The sequence below is a fragment of the Devosia polycyclovorans genome, from assembly GCF_042181575.1.
In the GTDB taxonomy this organism is placed as follows: domain Bacteria; phylum Pseudomonadota; class Alphaproteobacteria; order Rhizobiales; family Devosiaceae; genus Devosia; species Devosia polycyclovorans.
The window spans coordinates 819,394-837,469 of the sequence record NZ_CP170082.1; the positions used below are offsets into that span (position 1 = coordinate 819,394).

18 protein-coding genes are annotated in these 18,076 nt (G+C 62.6%); 10 read left to right on the forward strand and 8 right to left on the reverse strand.

The features are described 5' to 3' along the window. Nucleotides 1-83 precede the first annotated feature (83 nt). Together secA and ACE4RL_RS04205 are read left to right on the forward strand one after the other, a co-directional pair. The gene (gene secA / locus ACE4RL_RS04200) at nucleotides 84-2,792 is read left to right on the forward strand and encodes a preprotein translocase subunit SecA (protein ID WP_375599276.1); all 2,709 of its coding nucleotides are present in this window, start codon (nucleotides 84-86) and stop codon (nucleotides 2,790-2,792) included. A 10-nt stretch (nucleotides 2,793-2,802) separates the two neighbouring features. Continuing rightward, nucleotides 2,803-3,444 carry a DNA methyltransferase gene (locus tag ACE4RL_RS04205; RefSeq protein WP_375599277.1) on the forward strand — a complete coding sequence of 214 codons (642 nt, stop codon included), beginning with the start codon at nucleotides 2,803-2,805 and terminating at the stop codon, nucleotides 3,442-3,444. Here ACE4RL_RS04205 and ACE4RL_RS04210 read toward each other — a convergent pair. The 5 genes from ACE4RL_RS04210 to ACE4RL_RS04230 form a co-directional block, all read right to left on the reverse strand. Then, on the reverse strand, nucleotides 3,441-4,103 hold the full coding sequence (locus ACE4RL_RS04210; RefSeq protein ID WP_375599278.1) for a hypothetical protein: 663 nt from the start codon (nucleotides 4,101-4,103) through the stop codon (nucleotides 3,441-3,443). The two genes, ACE4RL_RS04205 and ACE4RL_RS04210, sit on opposite strands and share 4 nt — an antisense overlap. Before the next feature lie 89 nt (nucleotides 4,104-4,192). After that, the gene (locus tag ACE4RL_RS04215) at nucleotides 4,193-5,209 is read right to left on the reverse strand and encodes a L,D-transpeptidase family protein (protein WP_375599279.1); all 1,017 of its coding nucleotides are present in this window, start codon (nucleotides 5,207-5,209) and stop codon (nucleotides 4,193-4,195) included. Nucleotides 5,210-5,368: 159 nt separating this feature from the next. Next, nucleotides 5,369-6,322, reverse strand: coding sequence for an acetyl-CoA carboxylase carboxyltransferase subunit alpha (locus ACE4RL_RS04220; RefSeq protein ID WP_375599280.1), 954 nt, complete (start codon nucleotides 6,320-6,322; stop codon nucleotides 5,369-5,371). A gap of 155 nt (nucleotides 6,323-6,477) precedes the next feature. Beyond that, nucleotides 6,478-7,386 carry a site-specific tyrosine recombinase XerD gene (locus ACE4RL_RS04225; protein WP_375599281.1) on the reverse strand — a complete coding sequence of 303 codons (909 nt, stop codon included), beginning with the start codon at nucleotides 7,384-7,386 and terminating at the stop codon, nucleotides 6,478-6,480. Further along, nucleotides 7,383-7,598 (reverse strand): histidine kinase, encoded by a 216-nt coding sequence (locus ACE4RL_RS04230; RefSeq protein ID WP_375599282.1) that lies wholly within the window; start codon nucleotides 7,596-7,598, stop codon nucleotides 7,383-7,385. The genes ACE4RL_RS04225 and ACE4RL_RS04230 overlap by 4 nt, the downstream gene beginning before the upstream one ends. Nucleotides 7,599-7,766: 168 nt before the next feature. Here ACE4RL_RS04230 and ACE4RL_RS04235 point away from each other — a divergent pair, with 168 nt between their 5' ends. The 3 genes from ACE4RL_RS04235 to ACE4RL_RS04245 are packed head-to-tail and all read left to right on the forward strand — an operon-like array spanning nucleotide 7,767 to nucleotide 10,769. Next, complete coding sequence (locus ACE4RL_RS04235) at nucleotides 7,767-8,354, forward strand: shikimate kinase (protein ID WP_375599283.1); 588 nt, start codon at nucleotides 7,767-7,769, stop codon at nucleotides 8,352-8,354. Nucleotides 8,355-8,358: 4 nt separating this feature from the next. Beyond that, the gene (gene aroB, locus ACE4RL_RS04240) at nucleotides 8,359-9,474 is read left to right on the forward strand and encodes a 3-dehydroquinate synthase (protein WP_375599284.1); all 1,116 of its coding nucleotides are present in this window, start codon (nucleotides 8,359-8,361) and stop codon (nucleotides 9,472-9,474) included. After that, nucleotides 9,471-10,769, forward strand: coding sequence for an HlyC/CorC family transporter (locus ACE4RL_RS04245; protein WP_375599285.1), 1,299 nt, complete (start codon nucleotides 9,471-9,473; stop codon nucleotides 10,767-10,769). Before aroB ends, ACE4RL_RS04245 begins: the two co-directional genes overlap by 4 nt. Here the strand turns inward: ACE4RL_RS04245 and ACE4RL_RS04250 are convergent, their stop codons facing one another. Next, complete coding sequence (locus ACE4RL_RS04250) at nucleotides 10,770-11,039, reverse strand: BolA family protein (RefSeq protein ID WP_375599286.1); 270 nt, start codon at nucleotides 11,037-11,039, stop codon at nucleotides 10,770-10,772. A gap of 42 nt (nucleotides 11,040-11,081) precedes the next feature. Here ACE4RL_RS04250 and ACE4RL_RS04255 point away from each other — a divergent pair, with 42 nt between their 5' ends. The 4 genes from ACE4RL_RS04255 to ACE4RL_RS04270 all read left to right on the forward strand — a co-directional run bounded on the left by ACE4RL_RS04255 (nucleotide 11,082) and on the right by ACE4RL_RS04270 (nucleotide 15,840). After that, complete coding sequence (locus ACE4RL_RS04255; protein WP_375599287.1) at nucleotides 11,082-11,705, forward strand: J domain-containing protein; 624 nt, start codon at nucleotides 11,082-11,084, stop codon at nucleotides 11,703-11,705. Nucleotides 11,706-11,822: 117 nt separating this feature from the next. Then, nucleotides 11,823-12,806: a cobaltochelatase subunit CobS gene (gene cobS, locus ACE4RL_RS04260; protein ID WP_375599288.1), complete on the forward strand. Its 984-nt coding sequence runs from the start codon at nucleotides 11,823-11,825 to the stop codon at nucleotides 12,804-12,806. A gap of 158 nt (nucleotides 12,807-12,964) precedes the next feature. Beyond that, nucleotides 12,965-14,854 (forward strand): cobaltochelatase subunit CobT, encoded by a 1,890-nt coding sequence (gene cobT, locus ACE4RL_RS04265; protein WP_375599289.1) that lies wholly within the window; start codon nucleotides 12,965-12,967, stop codon nucleotides 14,852-14,854. Next, the gene (locus ACE4RL_RS04270; RefSeq protein ID WP_375599290.1) at nucleotides 14,854-15,840 is read left to right on the forward strand and encodes an esterase-like activity of phytase family protein; all 987 of its coding nucleotides are present in this window, start codon (nucleotides 14,854-14,856) and stop codon (nucleotides 15,838-15,840) included. Before cobT ends, ACE4RL_RS04270 begins: the two co-directional genes overlap by 1 nt. A 27-nt stretch (nucleotides 15,841-15,867) precedes the next feature. On the opposite strand, the gene ACE4RL_RS04275 is transcribed toward ACE4RL_RS04270, so the two are convergent. Both ACE4RL_RS04275 and rpmB read right to left on the reverse strand, forming a co-directional pair. Next, nucleotides 15,868-16,503, reverse strand: coding sequence for a VUT family protein (locus ACE4RL_RS04275; RefSeq protein WP_375599291.1), 636 nt, complete (start codon nucleotides 16,501-16,503; stop codon nucleotides 15,868-15,870). Between the two features lie 162 nt (nucleotides 16,504-16,665). Next, on the reverse strand, nucleotides 16,666-16,950 hold the full coding sequence (gene rpmB, locus ACE4RL_RS04280) for a 50S ribosomal protein L28 (RefSeq protein WP_104892973.1): 285 nt from the start codon (nucleotides 16,948-16,950) through the stop codon (nucleotides 16,666-16,668). Nucleotides 16,951-17,192: 242 nt separating this feature from the next. Between rpmB and ACE4RL_RS04285 the strand changes: the two genes are divergently transcribed. Next, nucleotides 17,193-17,972: a DUF3108 domain-containing protein gene (locus tag ACE4RL_RS04285; RefSeq protein ID WP_375599292.1), complete on the forward strand. Its 780-nt coding sequence runs from the start codon at nucleotides 17,193-17,195 to the stop codon at nucleotides 17,970-17,972. The last annotated feature ends 104 nt before the right edge of the window (nucleotides 17,973-18,076 follow it).

Consider the following 18,076-nt stretch of genomic DNA (forward strand, 5'->3'; position numbering starts at 1 on the left):
AGTGGGGCCCGCCAGTGCCCGCATTGACTGCAGGCCGCCCGCTCCACCAGCCCCGCCGCTCACAAACAAAGGACCGTAAAACAATGGCACTTGCTGCGCTTGCCCGGAAATTCTTCGGGACGACCTCGGACAGGCAGGTCAAGCGGTACCAGGGCAAGGTGGCGGCGATCAACGCGCTGGAACCGGAACTGGCCAAGCTCAGCGATGATGCGCTCAAGGCGCGCACCGCCGAGTTCAGGACCCAGCTCGAACAGGGCGCCAAGCTCGACGATCTGATCGTGCCCGCCTTCGCCACGGTGCGCGAGGCCAGCAAGCGCGTCCTCGGCATGCGGCATTTCGATGTGCAGCTGATCGGCGGCATGGTGATGAATGATCGCTCGATTGCCGAGATGCGCACCGGCGAAGGCAAGACGCTGGTGGCGACGCTGCCGATGTATCTCAATGCGCTGGCCGGCAAGGGCGCGCATCTGGTTACCGTCAACGACTATCTGGTCCGGCGCGACGCGCAGTGGATGGGTCAGATCTACAATTTCCTGGGTCTGAGTTATGGCGTGATCGTGCATGGATTGACCGATGCTGAGCGCAAGGCCGCCTATGCCGCCGATATCACCTATGGCACCAATAACGAGCTGGGCTTCGACTATCTGCGCGACAACATGAAATATACCCGCGCGCAAATGGTGCAGCGCGGTCATGAGTTCGCCATTGTCGATGAGGTGGACTCGATCCTGATCGATGAGGCGCGTACGCCGCTGATCATCTCGGGCCCGTCCGAGGACCGCTCCGAGCTCTATGTCAAGATTGACCAGCTGATCGGGGTGATCGGCGAGGGCGATTACGAGCTCGACGAAAAGCACCGGGCCGCAACTTTTACCGACCAGGGCGTGGAAAAGCTCGAGGCGGCCCTGGGCGAAGCCGGCCTTCTGCGCGGCAGTTCCATGTATGACGTGGAAAACGTGGCGCTCGTGCACCATGCCAATTCGGCCCTGCGCGCCCACAAGCTGTTCCGCAAGGACAAGGATTATATTGTCCGCCAGACCCCCGAAGGGGGCGAAGTGGTCATCATCGACGAATTCTCGGGCCGCATGATGCCTGGCCGCCGCTATTCGGAAGGCCTGCACCAGGCGCTGGAAGCCAAGGAACACGTCAAGATCCAGGCCGAGAACCAGACGCTGGCCTCGATCACCTTCCAGAACTATTTCCGCCTTTACAAGAAGCTGGCCGGCATGACCGGTACGGCGGCGACCGAGGCCGAGGAATTCGCCGACATCTACAGCCTCGGCGTCACCACGGTGCCGACCAATATGCCGATCCAGCGCATCGATGAAGACGATGCGATCTACCGAACGGCCGAGGAGAAGTTCGAGGCTATCGCCGAACTGATCAAGGAATGCCAGGAGCGCGGCCAGCCCGTTCTGGTGGGCACCACCTCGATCGAAAAGAGCGAGATGCTGGCCGAAATCCTGCGCAAGAAGAACGTGGGCCAGATGAACGTGCTCAATGCGCGTCATCACGAGCAGGAAGCCTTTATCGTGGCCGATGCGGGCCTGCCCGGCGCCATCACCATTGCCACCAACATGGCCGGTCGCGGTACCGATATTCAGCTGGGTGGTAATCTCGAAATGCGCATCCAGCGCGAAGCGAGCGAGCTCGAAGGCGAGGCGCGCGAGAAAAAGATCGCCGAGATCAAGGCCAAGATCGCGGAAGACAAGGATAAGGCGCTGGCTGCCGGCGGGTTGATGGTGATCGGTACCGAGCGCCACGAAAGCCGCCGTATCGACAACCAGCTGCGTGGCCGTTCGGGTCGACAGGGCGATCCGGGCCATTCGAAATTCTTCCTCTCGCTCCAGGACGACCTGATGCGCATCTTCCCGGTGGAATCGATGGATTCCATGCTGGGCAAGCTGGGCCTGGAACAGGGCGAGAGCATCACCCATCCCTGGGTCACCAAGGCTATCGAGCGGGCGCAGGGGAAGGTCGAAGCGCGCAATTTCGACATCCGCAAGAACATCCTCAAATACGACGACGTGATGAATGATCAGCGCAAGGTGATCTTTGAGCAGCGTCTTGAGTTCATGGATGCCGAGGACGTCAGCGACACCATCACCGAGATGCGCCACGATGTCGTGGAAAATATCTCGGCCAAGGCCATGCCGCCGCGCACCTATCCGGAGCAGTGGAACACCGAGCAGCTGGCCGCCGCCGCCAAGACCTATCTCAATATCGATATCCCCGCCGCTGAATGGGCGGCCGAAGAAGGTATTGATGCCGAGGCCATGGAGCAGCGCATTCGCGAGGCCGCCGACGCGCTCATTGCGGCAAAGACCGAGAAATACTCGCCCTCGATCATGCGGCAGGTGGAAAAATCGATCCTGCTGCAGTCGGTGGATGGGTTGTGGCGCGAACATCTGGTGATGCTCGATCACCTCTCCAAGGTGGTGGGCTGGCGCGGTATCGCTCAGCGCGATCCGCTCAATGAATACAAGCAGGAAGCCTACGAGCTGTTCCAAGCCATGCTGGGCAATCTGCGCGAGCTGGTGACCACCCAGATCAGCCATGTCGAGTTGCAGATCCGCCAGCCCGAGGCGCCGCAGGCGCCCGATCCGGCCAAGCTGACACAGACCCATATCGATCCGCTCACGGGCGAGAATGATGCGGAAGGGGACGCTGCTGCGAACCGAGACGGTTTGCTGCCGGTCGATCCCAAGCTCTTGGTGGGTGTGTCGCGCAATGCGCCGTGCCCCTGCGGCTCGGGCAAGAAGTTCAAGCACTGCCACGGCGCCTTCGCCTAGGGCGGGTGTGGTGACCAATCTGCTCACCAGCGATTGGATCACCCTTGATGGTCGGCTGGAGCCCATCGATTTCGATGGCTTTGCCGATGACCGCTCGCCAACGGAACTGGCGAAGCTGGTGCTGAACGCCTATTCGCGCCCTGGCGACTGGGTGCTGGACCCCTTCGCCGGGCTCGGCACGGGTCTGATCGCAGCGGAGGCCATGGGACGCCACTGCATCGGTTTTGAACCCAATGCGGCGCGGGCGGGCTGGGTGCGAGAGAGGCTATGGCCGCCCAACCGGATCATTCAAGCCCCGATCGAGGAGCTGGACAGGCACCAATTGCCCGGCTTCTCCCTGGTTTACACCAGCCCGCCTTATCCCACCGTTCATCTGCAAGACGACCCCTGGGGGCCGAGCTACTTCCAGGACATGGAAGCCATATTTGCCAGTATCGCCAGCCATGTTGTGCCGGACGGCAGAATAGTGGTCGAAGTCTCCAATATCCTGACCGATGAGGGCTTCCGGCCGCTGGTCGGGCAGATGGCCGAGACAATCGGCAGGGTGTTCCGGCTGGAGCGGGAGGTGGTGCGCATCAACACCTCGGACTGGCCAGCGGGACCAGGGGTGTGGCACAGCTCATTGCTGATTTTTACCGCGAGCGCCGGCTAGCAGCTCACGCGGATTTCGGCGTAGCCGGTGACACCCTCATCGCCGCCCGAGGTGACCGCGATCATGCAGGGGCTGCCCGGCAGGGGCATGGAGCCGCCCGAGGGGACCGAAGTGCCGTCGGAAAGGGTGATATAGCCATTGTCCACGACGCTGACTTCGATCACGCCGGGATGATCGCAGACGGCATAGGCGTCGCCCGAGGCGACCAGCAAACGCATGCCGACCGGGAGACAATCTCCCTGGTCGTCGCTGGCAGGACTAGCCGCGGGGGTTGCAGTGACCGTAGCGGGCATGGGCACGTTTGCGCCGGCCATGGACTCTTCAATTTCGGACAGCCGGTTCTCCAGCGCCGCAAGGCTCCCGTCCTCGCCGCCATTGCGGGTATAGAGGTCCAAACTCACGCGCAGCTTGGCCAACTCGGTCGAGAGGCGCAGGATTTCCTGCCGGCCTTGGCTGTAGACCCAGCCGGAAAAGGCAAAGGTAGCAATACCGAACAGCACGGCGGCGAAGGCGAGGACGCCCGGCAGGCGCGGCGGGTGGGCTGCGGGTTTGACCGGACGGTCCTGCACTGAGCTTTTTCGCGGCGGCGCAGGGCGCACCTCGTCCACCACCACTGGTTCGGGGTCCTTACCAGGCTTGGCGCTGTCCGGCTGATCCATCAGGGCCTTCCTTGGGCTAGATGCCCGCAGTCGGGCCTAACTGGGGCAGAACTGTGGCCATAAGCCTGGGGCGCAAGGCAACAATTGGATCAGGGGCGCTGGGTGTCGGACGTGGGCATGCCTGTTGTGGCCTCGCCATTGGCATTGGCGGCACCACCGAACAGCCCGCCAATGCCTGAACCGATGCCGGAGAAGAAATTGTTGACGGTCGCGCCGCGCTCCCTGAGTGCCGCTTCTTCAGCAGCCTTACGTTCGGCGGCCTTCTGGGCCGCTTCCGCCTTGCTGGCAAGTTCGGCCTCGTCGGCCTTGAGCTTGGCGGTGAGCGCAGGGAGCTGTACGGAGGCGGGGCAGGGGCCAGCCGCATCAAGCGGGCCGGAATTGGCCGGGTTGAAGATGTACTGCTTTTCGCACACGTCCCAGACCGGTGGGGTCTTGGTCAGCTCGAAATAGTCGTGGCCTTCCTTGATGTCCTTCCAGAAGTCCATATGGGGGCTGGTGGCATGTTTGGCCATGTTGGCCGCAGTCATGCGGAAGGGAAAAATCTGCAGCTGGAAGCTGGGATTGCCGCCCTTGAACGTCTCGCGGGCCAGGGCGTAGATCTCGGCAATGCCGGCATCGGTCATGGCGTAACAGCCGCGCGAGGAACAATCGCCATGCACCATCAAATCCGAGCCGGTGCGGCCATGGGCGCGGTCGAACTTGTTGGGAAAGCCGGTGTTGAAGGCCAGGTAGTAGCTAGAGCGCGGATTCATCAGGCCCGGCGTGATGGTGTAGAAACCCTCCGGGCTCTGCCGGTCGCCTTCCTTGAACTTGGGGCCGAGATCGCCGGAATAGGCGCAGATTTCATAGGTCTTGAAGTGGCGATAGGTGCCCGATCCGGTCTTTTTCCAGACCTCAAGGATCGCTTCTTCCTTGAAAATGCGCACCAGCATGCCGTCGCCGGGCGAGGAGCCCATATTGCGCAGGCCCTGCACGACGCCGCTGGAGAGCGGCACGTTGTGGCGGTTGTCGCCGCCCTTGATGAAGCCGGAACAGGCGGCCAGACCCAGGCTCAGCCAGAGCAGAATGATGAAGGCAGCGAAGCGGTGAAAGAAGGTGGCAGTCAAGGAAATCCAGCCCGTCACTAAGAGAACCCGGCCATCGGGCAATTTAGCGCAGTATGAACCGATGCGGTGAATGAAGCCTTTACCATGGGCCGGTAGTGGGCGGAAGCCGGGTGCGTTCACGCGGATGTGTGGCGCGACCGAAGCCGCGCCGCAGCTTGGCTAGAGATTGGTGCCGATGGCCAGGAACTTCTCGCGGCGGTGTTCGCGCGTTTCGAGGCGCGACTTGCCGGCGAAGTCCTTAAGGAAGGCAGCCAGGGCGGCGCGGGTGGAGTCCATGATGGTGCCGTGGTGACGATGCGCGCCGCCGGCGGGCTCGGGAATGATGGCGTCAATGACACCAAAGCCGAGCAGGTCCTGGGCGGTGATCTTCTGGGCCGTGGCCATGTCCTGCGCCTTGGCCGCGTCGCGGAACAGGATCGAGGCGCCGGCCTCGGGCGAAATCACCGAATAGATGGCGTTTTCGAGCATCAGCACGCGATTGGCTGTGGCAATGGCAATGGCCCCACCCGAGCCGCCTTCGCCGATGATGATGGCGATGTTGGGCACACCCAGTTCGAGGCTCTTTTCGGTCGAGCGGGCAATGGCCTCGGCTTGGCCGCGCTCTTCGGCGCCGATGCCGGGATAGGCGCCGGAGGTATCGACAAAGGAAATGACCGGAATGGAGAAACGGTCAGCCATCTCCATGATGCGGACGGCCTTGCGATAGCCTTCGGGATTGGCCATGCCGAAATTATGCTTCAAGCGCGTTTCGGTCGAATTGCCCTTTTCCTGACCGAGCACAGCCACGGGCGTGCCGTTGAAGCGGCCGAAGCCGGCCTGGAGGGCAGCGTCCTCGCCGAATTTGCGATCACCGGCCAGGGGCGTCCATTCGGTGATCAGCGATCTCACATAGTCGGAGAAGTGCGGACGCTGCGGATGGCGCGCCACCTGGGTCTTTTGCCAGGGGGTGAGCTTGCGATAAATCTCGACCAGCGCCTCGTCGGCGCGGGCGGACAGCCGGTTCACTTCCTCGTCGATTGATACGGCCTGATCGCTCTGGGCCATCGACTTCAGTTCGGCGATCTTGGCTTCGAGATCGGCGACCGGCTTTTCAAAATCGAGATAAGATTGCATCCCACCGCCCGTACGGGTCATTGTTTTGGCATGAGTATTCTGGCCCACGCATTATGGACCGGTGCTCTTGCGCTTTAAAGTGGCCGGAAAGTGGCGATGGAGCAATGCCGAGTCAAGCTCTGGGCGCGAAATGGTTGGTATTTGGTGAGCAAAGCTCAGCCATTGGCCAGCGGATGGTGGCTTTGCACCAGATTGCGCAGTTTCTCGTCCAGCACGTGGGTGTAGATCTGGGTTGTGGAAATATCGGCGTGGCCGAGCAGCATTTGCACCACGCGCAAATCAGCGCCCCCGGCCAATAGATGACTGGCAAAGGCGTGGCGCAGCACATGGGGCGCCACGCGGGCGGCCGAGATGCCGGCGCGGACGGCGAGGCCCTTGAGATCGCGCGCAAAAACCTGGCGGGAGAGGTGGCCGTCCTCGCCCTTGGCGGGGAAGAGGAAGGGGCCTGGCTCCAGCGTCGAAACCCACAGGCGCACAGCGTCGCGGGCGCGGTCGTTCATGGGGACGACGCGATCCTTGTTGCCCTTGCCGGTGACGGTGATGTAGGCGGCGTCCCGCATGACGGCGGCGCGCTTGAGGCTCACCAGTTCGGAGACGCGCAGGCCCGTGGCATAGAGCATTTCGAGCAACACATAGAGACGCTGGGCGGCGACCTGCTTGTGCGGGCCGGCCGGGGTGTTGGCCTCGGTTTCGGCGAGAGACAGGAGCCGGTCGACCTCGGCCACCGAGAGCACTTTGGGCAGGGCGCGGCGCGATTTGGGGCTGGCGACGATGCGGGTCGGATCGTCGCTTCGCAGGCCGTCCGCGCAAAGGAACTTGTGGAACTGGCGAATGGCGGACAGGCGCCGGGCGCTGGAGGAGGCCGAAAGGCCCTCGATCTTGAGATCGTTGAGCCAGGCGGTGACGGTGTCGCGCGTTGCGCTCAGCAGGGTCTGGTCCTGCGCTGAAACGAAAGCGGCATAGTGAGTGAGGTCACGCCGATAGGCCTCAATGGTATTGGCCGCCGCACCGCGCTCGGCACTCATCATTTCGAGAAAGCTCGAGATCAAGTGGGCGCCGCTCATTGGCCCTGGGCGGGTTCGGAGGTCACATTGGGTTGGGGCAGGTTGCCGCCTGGCCGCGCCGTCTCGGTACCGCCCAGCAATTCGCGCGTGGGAATGCGCTGGCTCACCTCCTTGGGCGTAGGCTCGACAAAGGTGACCAGGGCGAACATGCCTGCATAGACCAGGCCCGCCAGGAAGATCAGGGTAATGAGGAGGCGGATCAGGGAGGGCATGAAATTCCTTGCAGGCCAGAGCGGCCCTCACATTATCGGCAAAAGGTTGCGGTTGTGTTGTTTTCCAGTGTCGCCGAAACAGTGTCCAGGGATCAACCGGCATGGTGCCGCGCTTGACAGGCCGGGCCGGGACCGGTTGATAGCGGCCATGATCGGAGGGCGCGGCAGTTGAGCAGAACGGATGGCGGTGGACGGCAGGGCCGGGCCCGTGCTTTGGCCAGCCGGCTGAATGGGCGCCCGCTGGTGCTGGTCGGCATGATGGGGGCCGGCAAGACCACGGTGGGTCGCCGCCTTGCCAATCGCCTGGGCCGCCAATTCATTGACAGCGATGAGGAAATCGAGCGCGCCGCGCAGATGAGCATTCCCGAAATTTTCGAGCAGCGCGGCGAGGGCGAGTTTCGCGTCGGTGAAATGCGGGTCATCGCGCGGCTGCTCAAGGAGAAGGACATCGTGCTGGCCACAGGGGGCGGTGCCTTCATCAACCTCGAGACGCGGGCCATGGTCAAAGCGGAGGCGGTGTCGGTCTGGCTCAAGGCCGACATCGATGTGCTGTTCGAGCGCGTCTCCCGCCGCTCCAACCGGCCCCTGCTCAAAACCGCGGACCCCAAGGGCACGCTGGAAAAGCTGATCGCCGAGCGCTACCCCATTTATCAAGAGGCCGATATCACGGTGATCAGCCGGGATGTGCCGCAGGACCAGGTTGCCGGCGATGTCGTCACCGCCCTTCTCGACCATTTCAAGACGCAGCAGGCATAGGTTCATGGCCCAGATCGACCACACTGTTCACGTTGCCCTGGGCGAACGCGCCTATGACATTCTGATCGGACCAAAGCTGATCGATGAGGCCGGCGTCATCCTCGCTGACAAGTTTCCGGGGCGGCGCTACGGCATCGTCACAGATGACCAGGTTGCCAAGGCGCAATTGCCCCGCCTCACCGCCGGGCTTGAGGCCGCAGGGCTATCTTATGATGTCATAACGCTGCCAGCAGGCGAGACCACCAAGAGCTATGCCATGCTCGAAAAGGTGGTCGAGGGCCTGCTGGCGGCCAAGCTGGAGCGCGGTGATCTGGTCATCGCGCTGGGCGGCGGCGTGATCGGCGATTTGGCCGGATTTGCCGCGTCAGTGACCCGTCGCGGCATGGACTTCGTCCAGATACCGACCTCGCTGCTGGCCCAGGTGGATTCCTCGGTGGGCGGCAAGACGGGCATCAATTCGCCACATGGCAAGAACTTGGTTGGGGCCTTCCATCAGCCCAAGCTGGTGCTGGCCGATCTTTCCGCACTCGACACGCTCGATCCGCGCCAGTTCGCCGCCGGCTATGCCGAGGTGGTCAAATACGGGCTGATCGATGATCCGGAGTTCTTCGAGTGGCTCGAGGCCAATCGCGCCGAGATCTTTGCCGGTGGCCCGGCGCGGGGCGAAGCGATTGCCCGCTGCTGTGCTCACAAGGCGCGGGTGGTGATCGAGGACGAGAAGGAAACCGGGGTGCGGGCGCTACTCAATCTGGGTCACACATTCGGTCATGCGCTGGAAAAGGACACGGGCTATTCGGACCGCCTGCTGCATGGCGAGGGCGTTGCCATCGGCATGGTGCTGGCGCATGGTTTTTCCAACCGGCTCGGGCTGGCGCCGGGGCAGGATAGCGGCCGGGTGTCCGCGCATTTGCAGGCCGCAGGCCTGCCGACCAAACTGAGTGATATTCCGGGTGAACTGGGCTCGACCGACACGCTGATGGCGGCTATTGCCCAGGACAAGAAGGTCTCGCGCGGGGCGCTCACCTTCATCCTCACCCGCGGCATTGGCCAGGCCTTTATCGAGAAGAACGTGAATCCGGCTGCAGTTCAGAGCTTTCTGGAGGAGATGCGCACAAAATGAGCCTCACCCTTTGGCTGACCTCGGCGGGCATCCTCGTGCTGCTCGCCATGAGCTTTTTCTTTTCCGGTTCCGAAACCGCGCTGACTGCGGCATCACGGGCGCGCATGCACCAGCTTGCCCGCAGCGGCGACCGGCGCGCGATCCTCGTGGAAAAACTCACCGGCGAGAAAGAGCGGCTGATCGGCGCAATTTTGCTGGGCAACAACATCGTCAACATCCTCGCCTCGACCCTGGCGGCGAGCGTGTTGATCGCCCTGTTCGGCGAGGCCGGCATTGCCTATGCCACCATCGCCATGACGGCGGCAGTGGTGGTGTTTTCCGAGGTCCTGCCCAAGACCTTGGCGCTGATGCGGCCCGATGGCTTTGCGCTCACCGTTTCGCCGGTGATCCGCCTGGTGGTGATCGTCTTTGCGCCGGTGACGCTGGCCGTGCAGGCCATTGTCAACGCGATCCTCAAGCTCTTCGGGCTTGATGCGAGCAATGTCAGTGCGATCTCCGGACATGACGAAATCCGCGGTACGCTGGACCTGCTCCATTCCGAGGGCGAGGTGGTCAAGGGCGACCGCGACATGCTTGGTGGCCTGCTCGATCTTCGAGATCTGGTGGTCAGCGATGTGATGGTGCACCGCACACAGATGCTGGCACTTGATGCTACCATGAGCGCGGACGAGCTGGTCAAGGCGGTGCTGGACAGCGCCTATACCCGCATTCCGCTCTATCAGGGCGAGACGGACGATATTGTCGGCATCATCCATGCCAAAGACGTGCTCCGGGCGCTAATGGCGGTGGATGGCGATGCAAGCCGGGTCGATCTCAAGCAGATCATGACCAAACCCTGGTTCATTCCGCAATCGACGCCGGTGCAGGCCCAGCTCTCGGCCTTTTTGAAGCGCCATTCACATATGGCGTTGGTGCTGGACGAATATGGCGTGCTCGAAGGCCTCGTGACGCTTGAGGACATCATCGAGGAAATCGTCGGCGACATTTCCGACGAGCATGACGAGCCGGACGACGAGGCCGTGTTCGGCATCGACAAGCAGGAGGATGGCAGCTTCATCGTCGATGCCAGCATCGCCATTCGCGACATCAATCGCCTGCTCGATTGGGACCTGCCCGATGCGCACGCCAATACTGTTGCCGGCATTGTCATCAATGCCGCCAAGCTGATCCCCGAGCCGGGGCATCAGGTCGAGGCGCATGGTTTTTCGTTCCTGGTGCTGGAACGCGACCGGCAGCGCGTGTCGAAAGTGCGGATCACGCCCCAACCGAAGGCTGGTCAAGCCTCGGCGGAATGACTATATGGCTTTGGCTGGCAGCACCTCGATGGCGAGGGCATGCACGCTGGCCTTCAATTCATCGTCAAGCGCTTCCATCACTGCGCGGTGTTGCGCAACGCGGCTTAGCCCGTCAAAATTGCGGGTCGCGATTCTGACACGAAAATGGGTTTCACCACCCTCCCGCCAACCGGCATGGCCGTGGTGAGATTGGGATTCATCGATCACCTCCAGATGGAGGGGAGCGAATTTTTCGGTGAGCTTGGCGTGGATCGTGTCCGTCATGGACATGGTGTGGGCTCCAATATCTGACTGAAGACACAACTAGGCACAATGAAACAGCAATCCAAGCTCTTCGATAACATTCGCATTCGCCCGCGGCGGGAGGAAAAGCCCGAACCGGTGGCGGTCAAGTGCGACTGGGAGGGCTGTGAAGCGCCGGGCGAGTTCAAGGCGCCAAAGGGCGCGCGGTCCGAGGGGCAGTATCACAATTTCTGCCTTGAGCATGTGCGGCACTACAACAAGGCTTTCAACTATTTCGCCGGCATGAGCCCGGAGGAACTGGACGAGGCGCTGCATACGCCGCCCAAGGCCGAATCGCGCTCGAGTTTTGCCACGGGCAACCCCACTGCGGCGCGTGCCGCGGGGCGCAATGCGGCCAAGCCGGGCGACAAGTATGGCGACCCGTTCGGGGTCTTTGCCCGCTATCGCTATCAGCAGTCCAAACGGCCGGTGACCGAGCGGGTCAAGCCGCTCAACGAGCCGGACCGGCGGGCCCTTGAGACCCTGGGTTTCACCAAGCATGCCAAGTCCGACGAGATCAAACGGGCCTATAAGGACCTGGTCAAAAAGCACCATCCGGACGTCAATGGCGGCGACGCCTCGTCCGAAGAGCGCCTGCGTTCAGTCATCGCGGCCTATACGCATTTGAAAAAACAGGGTTTCGTGGTGCATTGAGCCATGCCCTAAGGGCAGTGATGCGTAAGCAAGCCAAGGCTACCCGCGCCGTCACATTGCTGCTATAGAGCCACCGCCTTCATCAGATTTATTCCTTGCATTTCCAAGAGCCCGACCATGACTGAATTCGCCAATCTGCCCGATACCGAATACCAGGCGCGTGAGCTTTTCGGCATCGATACCGACATGGTGGTCAAGGGCTACAAAGAACGCACCGACCACGTGCCGCCGATCGATCCGGACTATCTGTTCGACCGCAATACCACGCTCGCGATCCTGGCCGGCTTTGCCTATAACCGCCGCGTCATGGTGCAGGGCTATCACGGCACGGGCAAATCCACCCATATCGAACAGGTCGCTGCCCGGCTGAATTGGCCGCTGGTTCGCGTGAACCTGGACAGCCACGTCTCCCGCATCGACCTCGTCGGCAAGGACGCGATCGTGCTCAAGGACGGCAAGCAGATCACCGAATTCCGCGACGGCATCCTGCCCTGGGCCGTGCAGAACAATGTGGCGCTGGTGTTCGACGAATATGATGCGGGCCGTCCGGACGTGATGTTCGTGATCCAGCGCGTGCTCGAACAGTCAGGCCGGCTGACGCTGCTCGACCAGAACCGGGTGATCATTCCGCATCCGGCCTTCCGCCTGTTCTCGACCACCAATACGATCGGGCTGGGCGATACGTCGGGGCTTTATCACGGCACGCAGCAGATCAACCAGGGCCAGATGGACCGCTGGAGCATCGTGACCACGCTCAACTACCTGCCGCATGACAAGGAAGTCGGCATCGTGCTCGCCAAGAACAAGACCTATGGCGAGACCGAAAAGGGCAAGAAGCAGATCGCCAATATGGTGCGTCTGGCGGACCTCACTCGTTCGGCCTTCATCAATGGCGACATATCGACCGTCATGTCGCCGCGCGGCGTTATCACCTGGGCCGAAAACGCCGTCATCTTCGGTGGCGATATCGGCTTTGCCTTCCGCCTAACCTTCCTCAACAAGTGCGACGAACTCGAACGCCCGGTGGTGGCTGAGTTCTACCAGCGTGTGTTCGGCGAAGACCTGCCGGAAAGCTCCGCCAATCTGGCGGTGATGGCGTAAGTAACTGCTCCCGGCCAAGGCCGGGAGACCCCTCATCCGGCCCTGCGGGCCACCTTCTCTCCAAGGAGCCGAAGGGACGCGGTGGCTGAAAGGCCTTAGACTGCCACCTGACCCCCATTGGGCGAGGGAGGCGTGAAGGGTCTTCCGGGAAAAGATTCATGGCACAACCTCCGCGCAGTAAAGCCAACAAGCCGGACCAGACCCAGGCGTTCAAGAGCGCCATGGGCGCGACGGTGCGCGCCATCGGGGCCAAGGCGGATCTTGAGGTCAGCTTTACCGCCGATCGGCCGCTGCTGACTTCAGACAAGGCGCGACTGGCCAATCTGCCGCGCCTGCCGACCAAGCGCGACATAGCCATTGCCCGAGGACAGGGTGATGCCATGGCGATGCGGCTGGCCAGCCACGATCCCGACGCCCATCGCAAGCGGGCGCCTATGGACCCGCAGGCCCGCGCCGCCTTTGATGCGCTGGAGCAGGCGCGCGTGGAGTCGTTGGGCTGCATCCGCATGCCGGGCATGGTGGGCAATATCCACGAAATGCTCGAAGACCGGCTCTTCCGGGCCAATTTTGCCGAGGTCAACGACAAGGGCGATGCGCCTTTGGCCGAGGCGCTGGGGCTGATGCTGCGCGAAAGGCTGGGTGGGGTCCAAGTGCCGCCTTCGGGCCACTCTCTGGTTGATCTGTGGCGCAAGGAGATCGAGGCCAAGGCCGGCACTTCTCTCGAGAAGCTGCTGGGCACTTATGAAAGCCAGGAAGAATTCTCCCGCGCCGCGCGCGCCGTGCTGCGCGATCTCAACCTGATCGCCGAAAGCGACATGGAAGACCCCGCCGACGGCGATGAGGAGAGCTCCGAGGACAACCAGCCCGAACAGGCGCAGGGGTCGGACGAGTCTCCCGAACAGGGCGAGGGCGAGAACGAACAATCCGAGAGCGAAGAAGACCAGCAGGCTGGCGAGAGCGAAGACACCGGTGACGTCGAAGGCATGGAAGCCGACATGGCCGATGCCGACGAGGATGCCGAGGCCGAGGCGGGTGAAGACGCGCCCATGCCCCCGCCCGCCAAGGATGGCGGCGAGCGGCTGTCGAACCAGTTCAACTACAAGGTTTTTACCCAGAAATATGACGAGATCGTCAAGGCGGCCGAGCTTTGCCCGCCCGACGAGCTCGACCAGTTGCGCGCCCTGCTGGACAAGCAGCTCGAAAATCTGGCTGGCGCCGTGGCGCGACTGGCCAACAAGCTGCAGCGGCGGCTTATGGCCAAGCAGAACCGGAGCTGGCAGTTCGACCTCGAAGAAGGGCTGCTCGATACGGCGCGTCTCACCCGCGTGGTCACCGATCCGCTGCAGGCGCTCAGCTTCAAGGTCGAAAACGACACCGATTTCCGCGACACGGTGGTGACGCTGCTGATCGACAATTCCGGCTCGATGCGCGGCCGCCCGATCACCATCGCGGCGATCTGTGGCGATATTCTTGCGCGCACTCTGGAGCGGTGCGGCGTCAAGGTCGAAATCCTTGGCTTCACCACCCGCGCCTGGAAGGGCGGCAAGAGCCGTGAAGCATGGCTGGAGGCCAATCGCCCACCCAATCCGGGCCGGGTGAACGATATTCGCCACATCATCTACAAGGCCGCCGACGAGCCTTGGCGGCATGCCCGGCGCAATCTCGGGCTGATGATGCGCGAGGGGCTGCTCAAGGAAAACATCGATGGCGAGGCGCTCGAATGGGCGCGCAAGCGCCTGATGGCGCGGCCCGAGCAGCGGCGCATCATGATGGTGATTTCCGATGGCGCGCCGGTGGATGACTCGACCCAGTCGGTCAATGCGGGCAACTATCTCGAAGCCCATCTGCGCCAGGTGATCGAGGATATCGAATCCCGCTCGCCGATCCAGTTGGTGGCGGTGGGCATCGGCCACGATGTGACCCGCTATTACCGGCGCGCCGTGACCCTGCTCGATGCCGAGGAACTGGCGGGGGCGCTGACCGATGAACTGGCAGCGCTGTTCGACGAGGAAATGCCGGCCCAGACACGGCGGCGGGCGCGGGGGTGATGGTGCGGGCCGCTCTTGCCGCAGCCCTTGCGCTTCTGGTCTTGCCGACTGGGGCGGCGGAGCTGATGGTCAGTGCTGCGCCTGTCACCCGGTTCAAGGGCGTCGCGTTGGACCAGCCGGTCGATCGGCTGATCTTTCGCGGTGGCCTGACGCTGCAAAGTCCGGTCGATACCTTTGGCGGGCTGTCCAGTGTCACCGTCACTGGACCGGACCAGCGTATCGCCTTTGTGTCGGACCGGGGCAATTTCGTTTCCGGGCAATTGGCTTATGATGAAGCCGACCTGCTGATCGGGCTGATCGGGGTCAATATCGAGCCAATGCAGAATTCGGGCGGCACGGTGCTGCCGCGCCAGTTTGCCCGTGACGCCGAAGGCATGGACACCGTCTGGCGCAATGGCGTGCCCGTGGCGGTGCGCGTAGGCTTCGAGCATCTGACGCGGGTGGCCGATTTTGCCATTACCGATGCGCGGCCGGGGGGCGCGGCGCGGGAGATCAATATTCCGCAATGGCTGACGGACCTAAGGACCAATGAAAGTCTCGAATCGGTCTGCATCGCGCCACCGGCTTCCCCAATTGCAGGATCGACCCTGCTGCTGACCGAGGAAGCACTCGACGCCGACGGCAATCACCGCGGGGAGTTGCTGGGCGTCAATGACAAGGGGCCCATAGGCTACGTTAATTCGCCGATCGTCAATCCGACCGACTGCAAGTTCCTGCCCAATGGCGACCTGCTGGTGCTAGAGCGCGGCGTGTCGTTGTTTGCCTTTGTCATGAACTTGCGCCGCGTGCCGGCGGCCGAGGTGCGGCCCGGCAATCTGATGCGTGGCGAATTGCTGCTGAGCGCTCAGGGCGGTGAGATCGACAATATGGAGAGCCTCTTGGTGCACGAGACGCCCGGGGGCGAGAGGCGCATCCTCATCGGCTCAGACAACAATTTCAACGATTGGCAGCGCAATCTCATCCTGGAGTTTGCGCTGCCGGAATAGAGGTGCAAGCCGCTTTCGAAGGGGCGGCTACGCCGCTGCCGGCATCCGGTTCAGCACCAGATCGCGCACGGTTTTGTAGGGTGCGAGCAGGGCCACGGCCATGGCCAGCTTGACGAGGAAGTCGCCCAGCGCCAGGGACTGCCAGAGTTCGACTTCCGGGCCAAAGCCCAGCAGCGGGGCGGCGAAGCCGAGCGAGCCGTCTTCCATGCCGAAGGCCAGGTCGATACCGGCAAAGGCCGGGGCCATGGCGAGGCTGAAGAACAGCGCCGTGTCGAGCGCCGAAGAGATCACCGAAGAAAACATCGGCGCCTGCCACCAGGCGCCATTGCGCAGGCGGTGGAAAATCGAGACGTCGAGCAATTGGGCGACGAGGAAGGCCGAACCCGAGGCGATGGCGATACGCGGGGTGGCCAGCCAGACAGATAGCACAACGGCGACAGCGAAACCGGCGATGACGACCAGCCGTGTGCGCTGCGGTCCGAAAGCCCGGTTGGAGAGGTCGGTGACGAGGAATGCCACGGGATAGGTGAAGGCACCCCAGGTGAGAATGTCACCCAGGTTTACGCCGCCGATCATGGCATTGACGGGAAACTGAACCAGGAAGTTCGAGGCGGCGACCACGACCACCATGGCGGCAATGGCCACCAGCAAGCGAGACAGCATTTGACTACCTTCATCATATTCCGCAGACCGGCAACAGACCGGGGCGGGGTTTGGATGGTGCGCAGCTTTCGCTACGATACCGGAGGGAGCGGTGGCTCCAAAATACAAGACCGCGTGGCAGTTGCCCACCACGCGGCCTGAAATACAAGGTCAGGAAATCGCTTAGCCAGCGAGCGTGGCGCGGATTTCCTTCTTCAGGCCCAGAGCCAGCGGGGAGAGGTCGGCGTCGTCCTGCTTGAGCAGGAACGCGTCCAGACCACCACGATGCTCGACAGTGCGCAGGGCGGAGGTGGCGATCCGCAGCTTGACCGGACGGTTGAGAGCGTCCGAAAGCAGGGTGACGTTCACCAGATTGGGGAGAAAGCGGCGGCGGGTGCGGTTGAGTGCGTGGGAAACATTGTTGCCCACCATAACGCCCTTGCCGGTCAGTTCGCAGCGACGTGCCATTGGTCTAGATCCTGTTTGTGTAAAGGTCCTTGCGTGGCGGGATGATCCCGCTACGGGCCTCGATTGTGGAGAAATCTGGCGGGTCTTTAGAGAATTGGGGCCCATCCGTCAAGGCAAGAGCCCGACAAAGCGGCGCGAGCGCCTTGCTTGTGCCCCGGTGGAGCGGCAATTTGGACCCAATAAGTGATTCGTTCCGCCCGACCGGTCTCACGCGCGGGCGCAAGCAGCCGAGAAGACCACACGTGATCCGCACTGTCCTTGCCCTTGCCGCTCTTGTCCCGCTTTCTTGCGCCAGCGTCCAGGCGGCACCAGTCGATGCCCGCGCCAGCTATGTGGTCACGGTGGGTGGCATCAATGTGGCCATGGTCGATATTGACCTTGATGATGATGGCGCCCGCTATGGGCTGGAACTTTCGGCGCGCGTGGCGGGCCTGGGGAGTGTCGTAGCCAGTGGCACGGCCAGCGCGTCGGTCTCGGGGTCTTCTGCCGGATCCAACCTGCAATCGCGCAGCTTTGCTCTGGAGACCCGGGCCAATGGCGAGGTGTTCACCTCCAGTGTCGGCTATGACGGCCGCAATGTCAGCGCCTTCCAGGTCCAGCCGCCAGTGCAGGACAATTATGATCGGGTGCCGCTGGAGCGCGCGCATCTGACGGGGGTCGGTGATTTCCTCTCCGCCTTCGTGCTCAAGGGCAATGGGCTGGACCGGAGCCTGTGTGATCGGACGCTCAAAATCTTTACCGGGGTGGAGCGCTTCAACATCCGCCTCGGCTTTCTCGATAGTGACGAGGCGACCTCGCCGCGCACCGGATATCAGGGGCCGCTGGTCGCCTGCTCCATCGACTACCAGCCGATCTCGGGTCATTTCCAAAGCTCGGAAATGACCAATTACCTGGCCGATACCAGCCGCATGATCCTGTGGTATGCGCCCCTGGGCCAGACCGGCTATTTCATCCCCTATCGCGTGATCATCGGCACCACGATGGGTGATCTCTCCATGGTGCTGACGCGTGCCGAGAGCTGAACGGTCTGTCCCGAAACCGGACGGTCAAAAGCTTTTTTGACAATTTTGTAACGGCAGGTGCCCGCGGTCTGGCGGGTGGATCGTTAATGTCATCTGCGATTGCT

Excerpts from the sequence above, each read along its gene's own strand:
- aroB (WP_375599284.1), top strand. The coding sequence starts at position 8,359 with ATGGCCCAGATCGACCACACTGTTCACGTTGCCCTGGGCGAACGCGCC.
- ACE4RL_RS04245 (WP_375599285.1), top strand. The coding sequence starts at position 9,471 with ATGAGCCTCACCCTTTGGCTGACCTCGGCGGGCATCCTCGTGCTGCTC.
- ACE4RL_RS04220 (WP_375599280.1), bottom strand. The coding sequence starts at position 6,322 with ATGCAATCTTATCTCGATTTTGAAAAGCCGGTCGCCGATCTCGAAGCC.
- ACE4RL_RS04255 (WP_375599287.1), top strand. The coding sequence starts at position 11,082 with ATGAAACAGCAATCCAAGCTCTTCGATAACATTCGCATTCGCCCGCGG.
- ACE4RL_RS04270 (WP_375599290.1), top strand. The coding sequence starts at position 14,854 with ATGGTGCGGGCCGCTCTTGCCGCAGCCCTTGCGCTTCTGGTCTTGCCG.
- cobS (WP_375599288.1), top strand. The coding sequence starts at position 11,823 with ATGACTGAATTCGCCAATCTGCCCGATACCGAATACCAGGCGCGTGAG.
- rpmB (WP_104892973.1), bottom strand. The coding sequence starts at position 16,950 with ATGGCACGTCGCTGCGAACTGACCGGCAAGGGCGTTATGGTGGGCAAC.
- ACE4RL_RS04210 (WP_375599278.1), bottom strand. The coding sequence starts at position 4,103 with ATGGATCAGCCGGACAGCGCCAAGCCTGGTAAGGACCCCGAACCAGTG.
- secA (WP_375599276.1), top strand. The coding sequence starts at position 84 with ATGGCACTTGCTGCGCTTGCCCGGAAATTCTTCGGGACGACCTCGGAC.
- ACE4RL_RS04275 (WP_375599291.1), bottom strand. The coding sequence starts at position 16,503 with ATGCTGTCTCGCTTGCTGGTGGCCATTGCCGCCATGGTGGTCGTGGTC.
- cobT (WP_375599289.1), top strand. The coding sequence starts at position 12,965 with ATGGCACAACCTCCGCGCAGTAAAGCCAACAAGCCGGACCAGACCCAG.
- ACE4RL_RS04250 (WP_375599286.1), bottom strand. The coding sequence starts at position 11,039 with ATGTCCATGACGGACACGATCCACGCCAAGCTCACCGAAAAATTCGCT.
- ACE4RL_RS04230 (WP_375599282.1), bottom strand. The coding sequence starts at position 7,598 with ATGCCCTCCCTGATCCGCCTCCTCATTACCCTGATCTTCCTGGCGGGC.
- ACE4RL_RS04225 (WP_375599281.1), bottom strand. The coding sequence starts at position 7,386 with ATGAGCGGCGCCCACTTGATCTCGAGCTTTCTCGAAATGATGAGTGCC.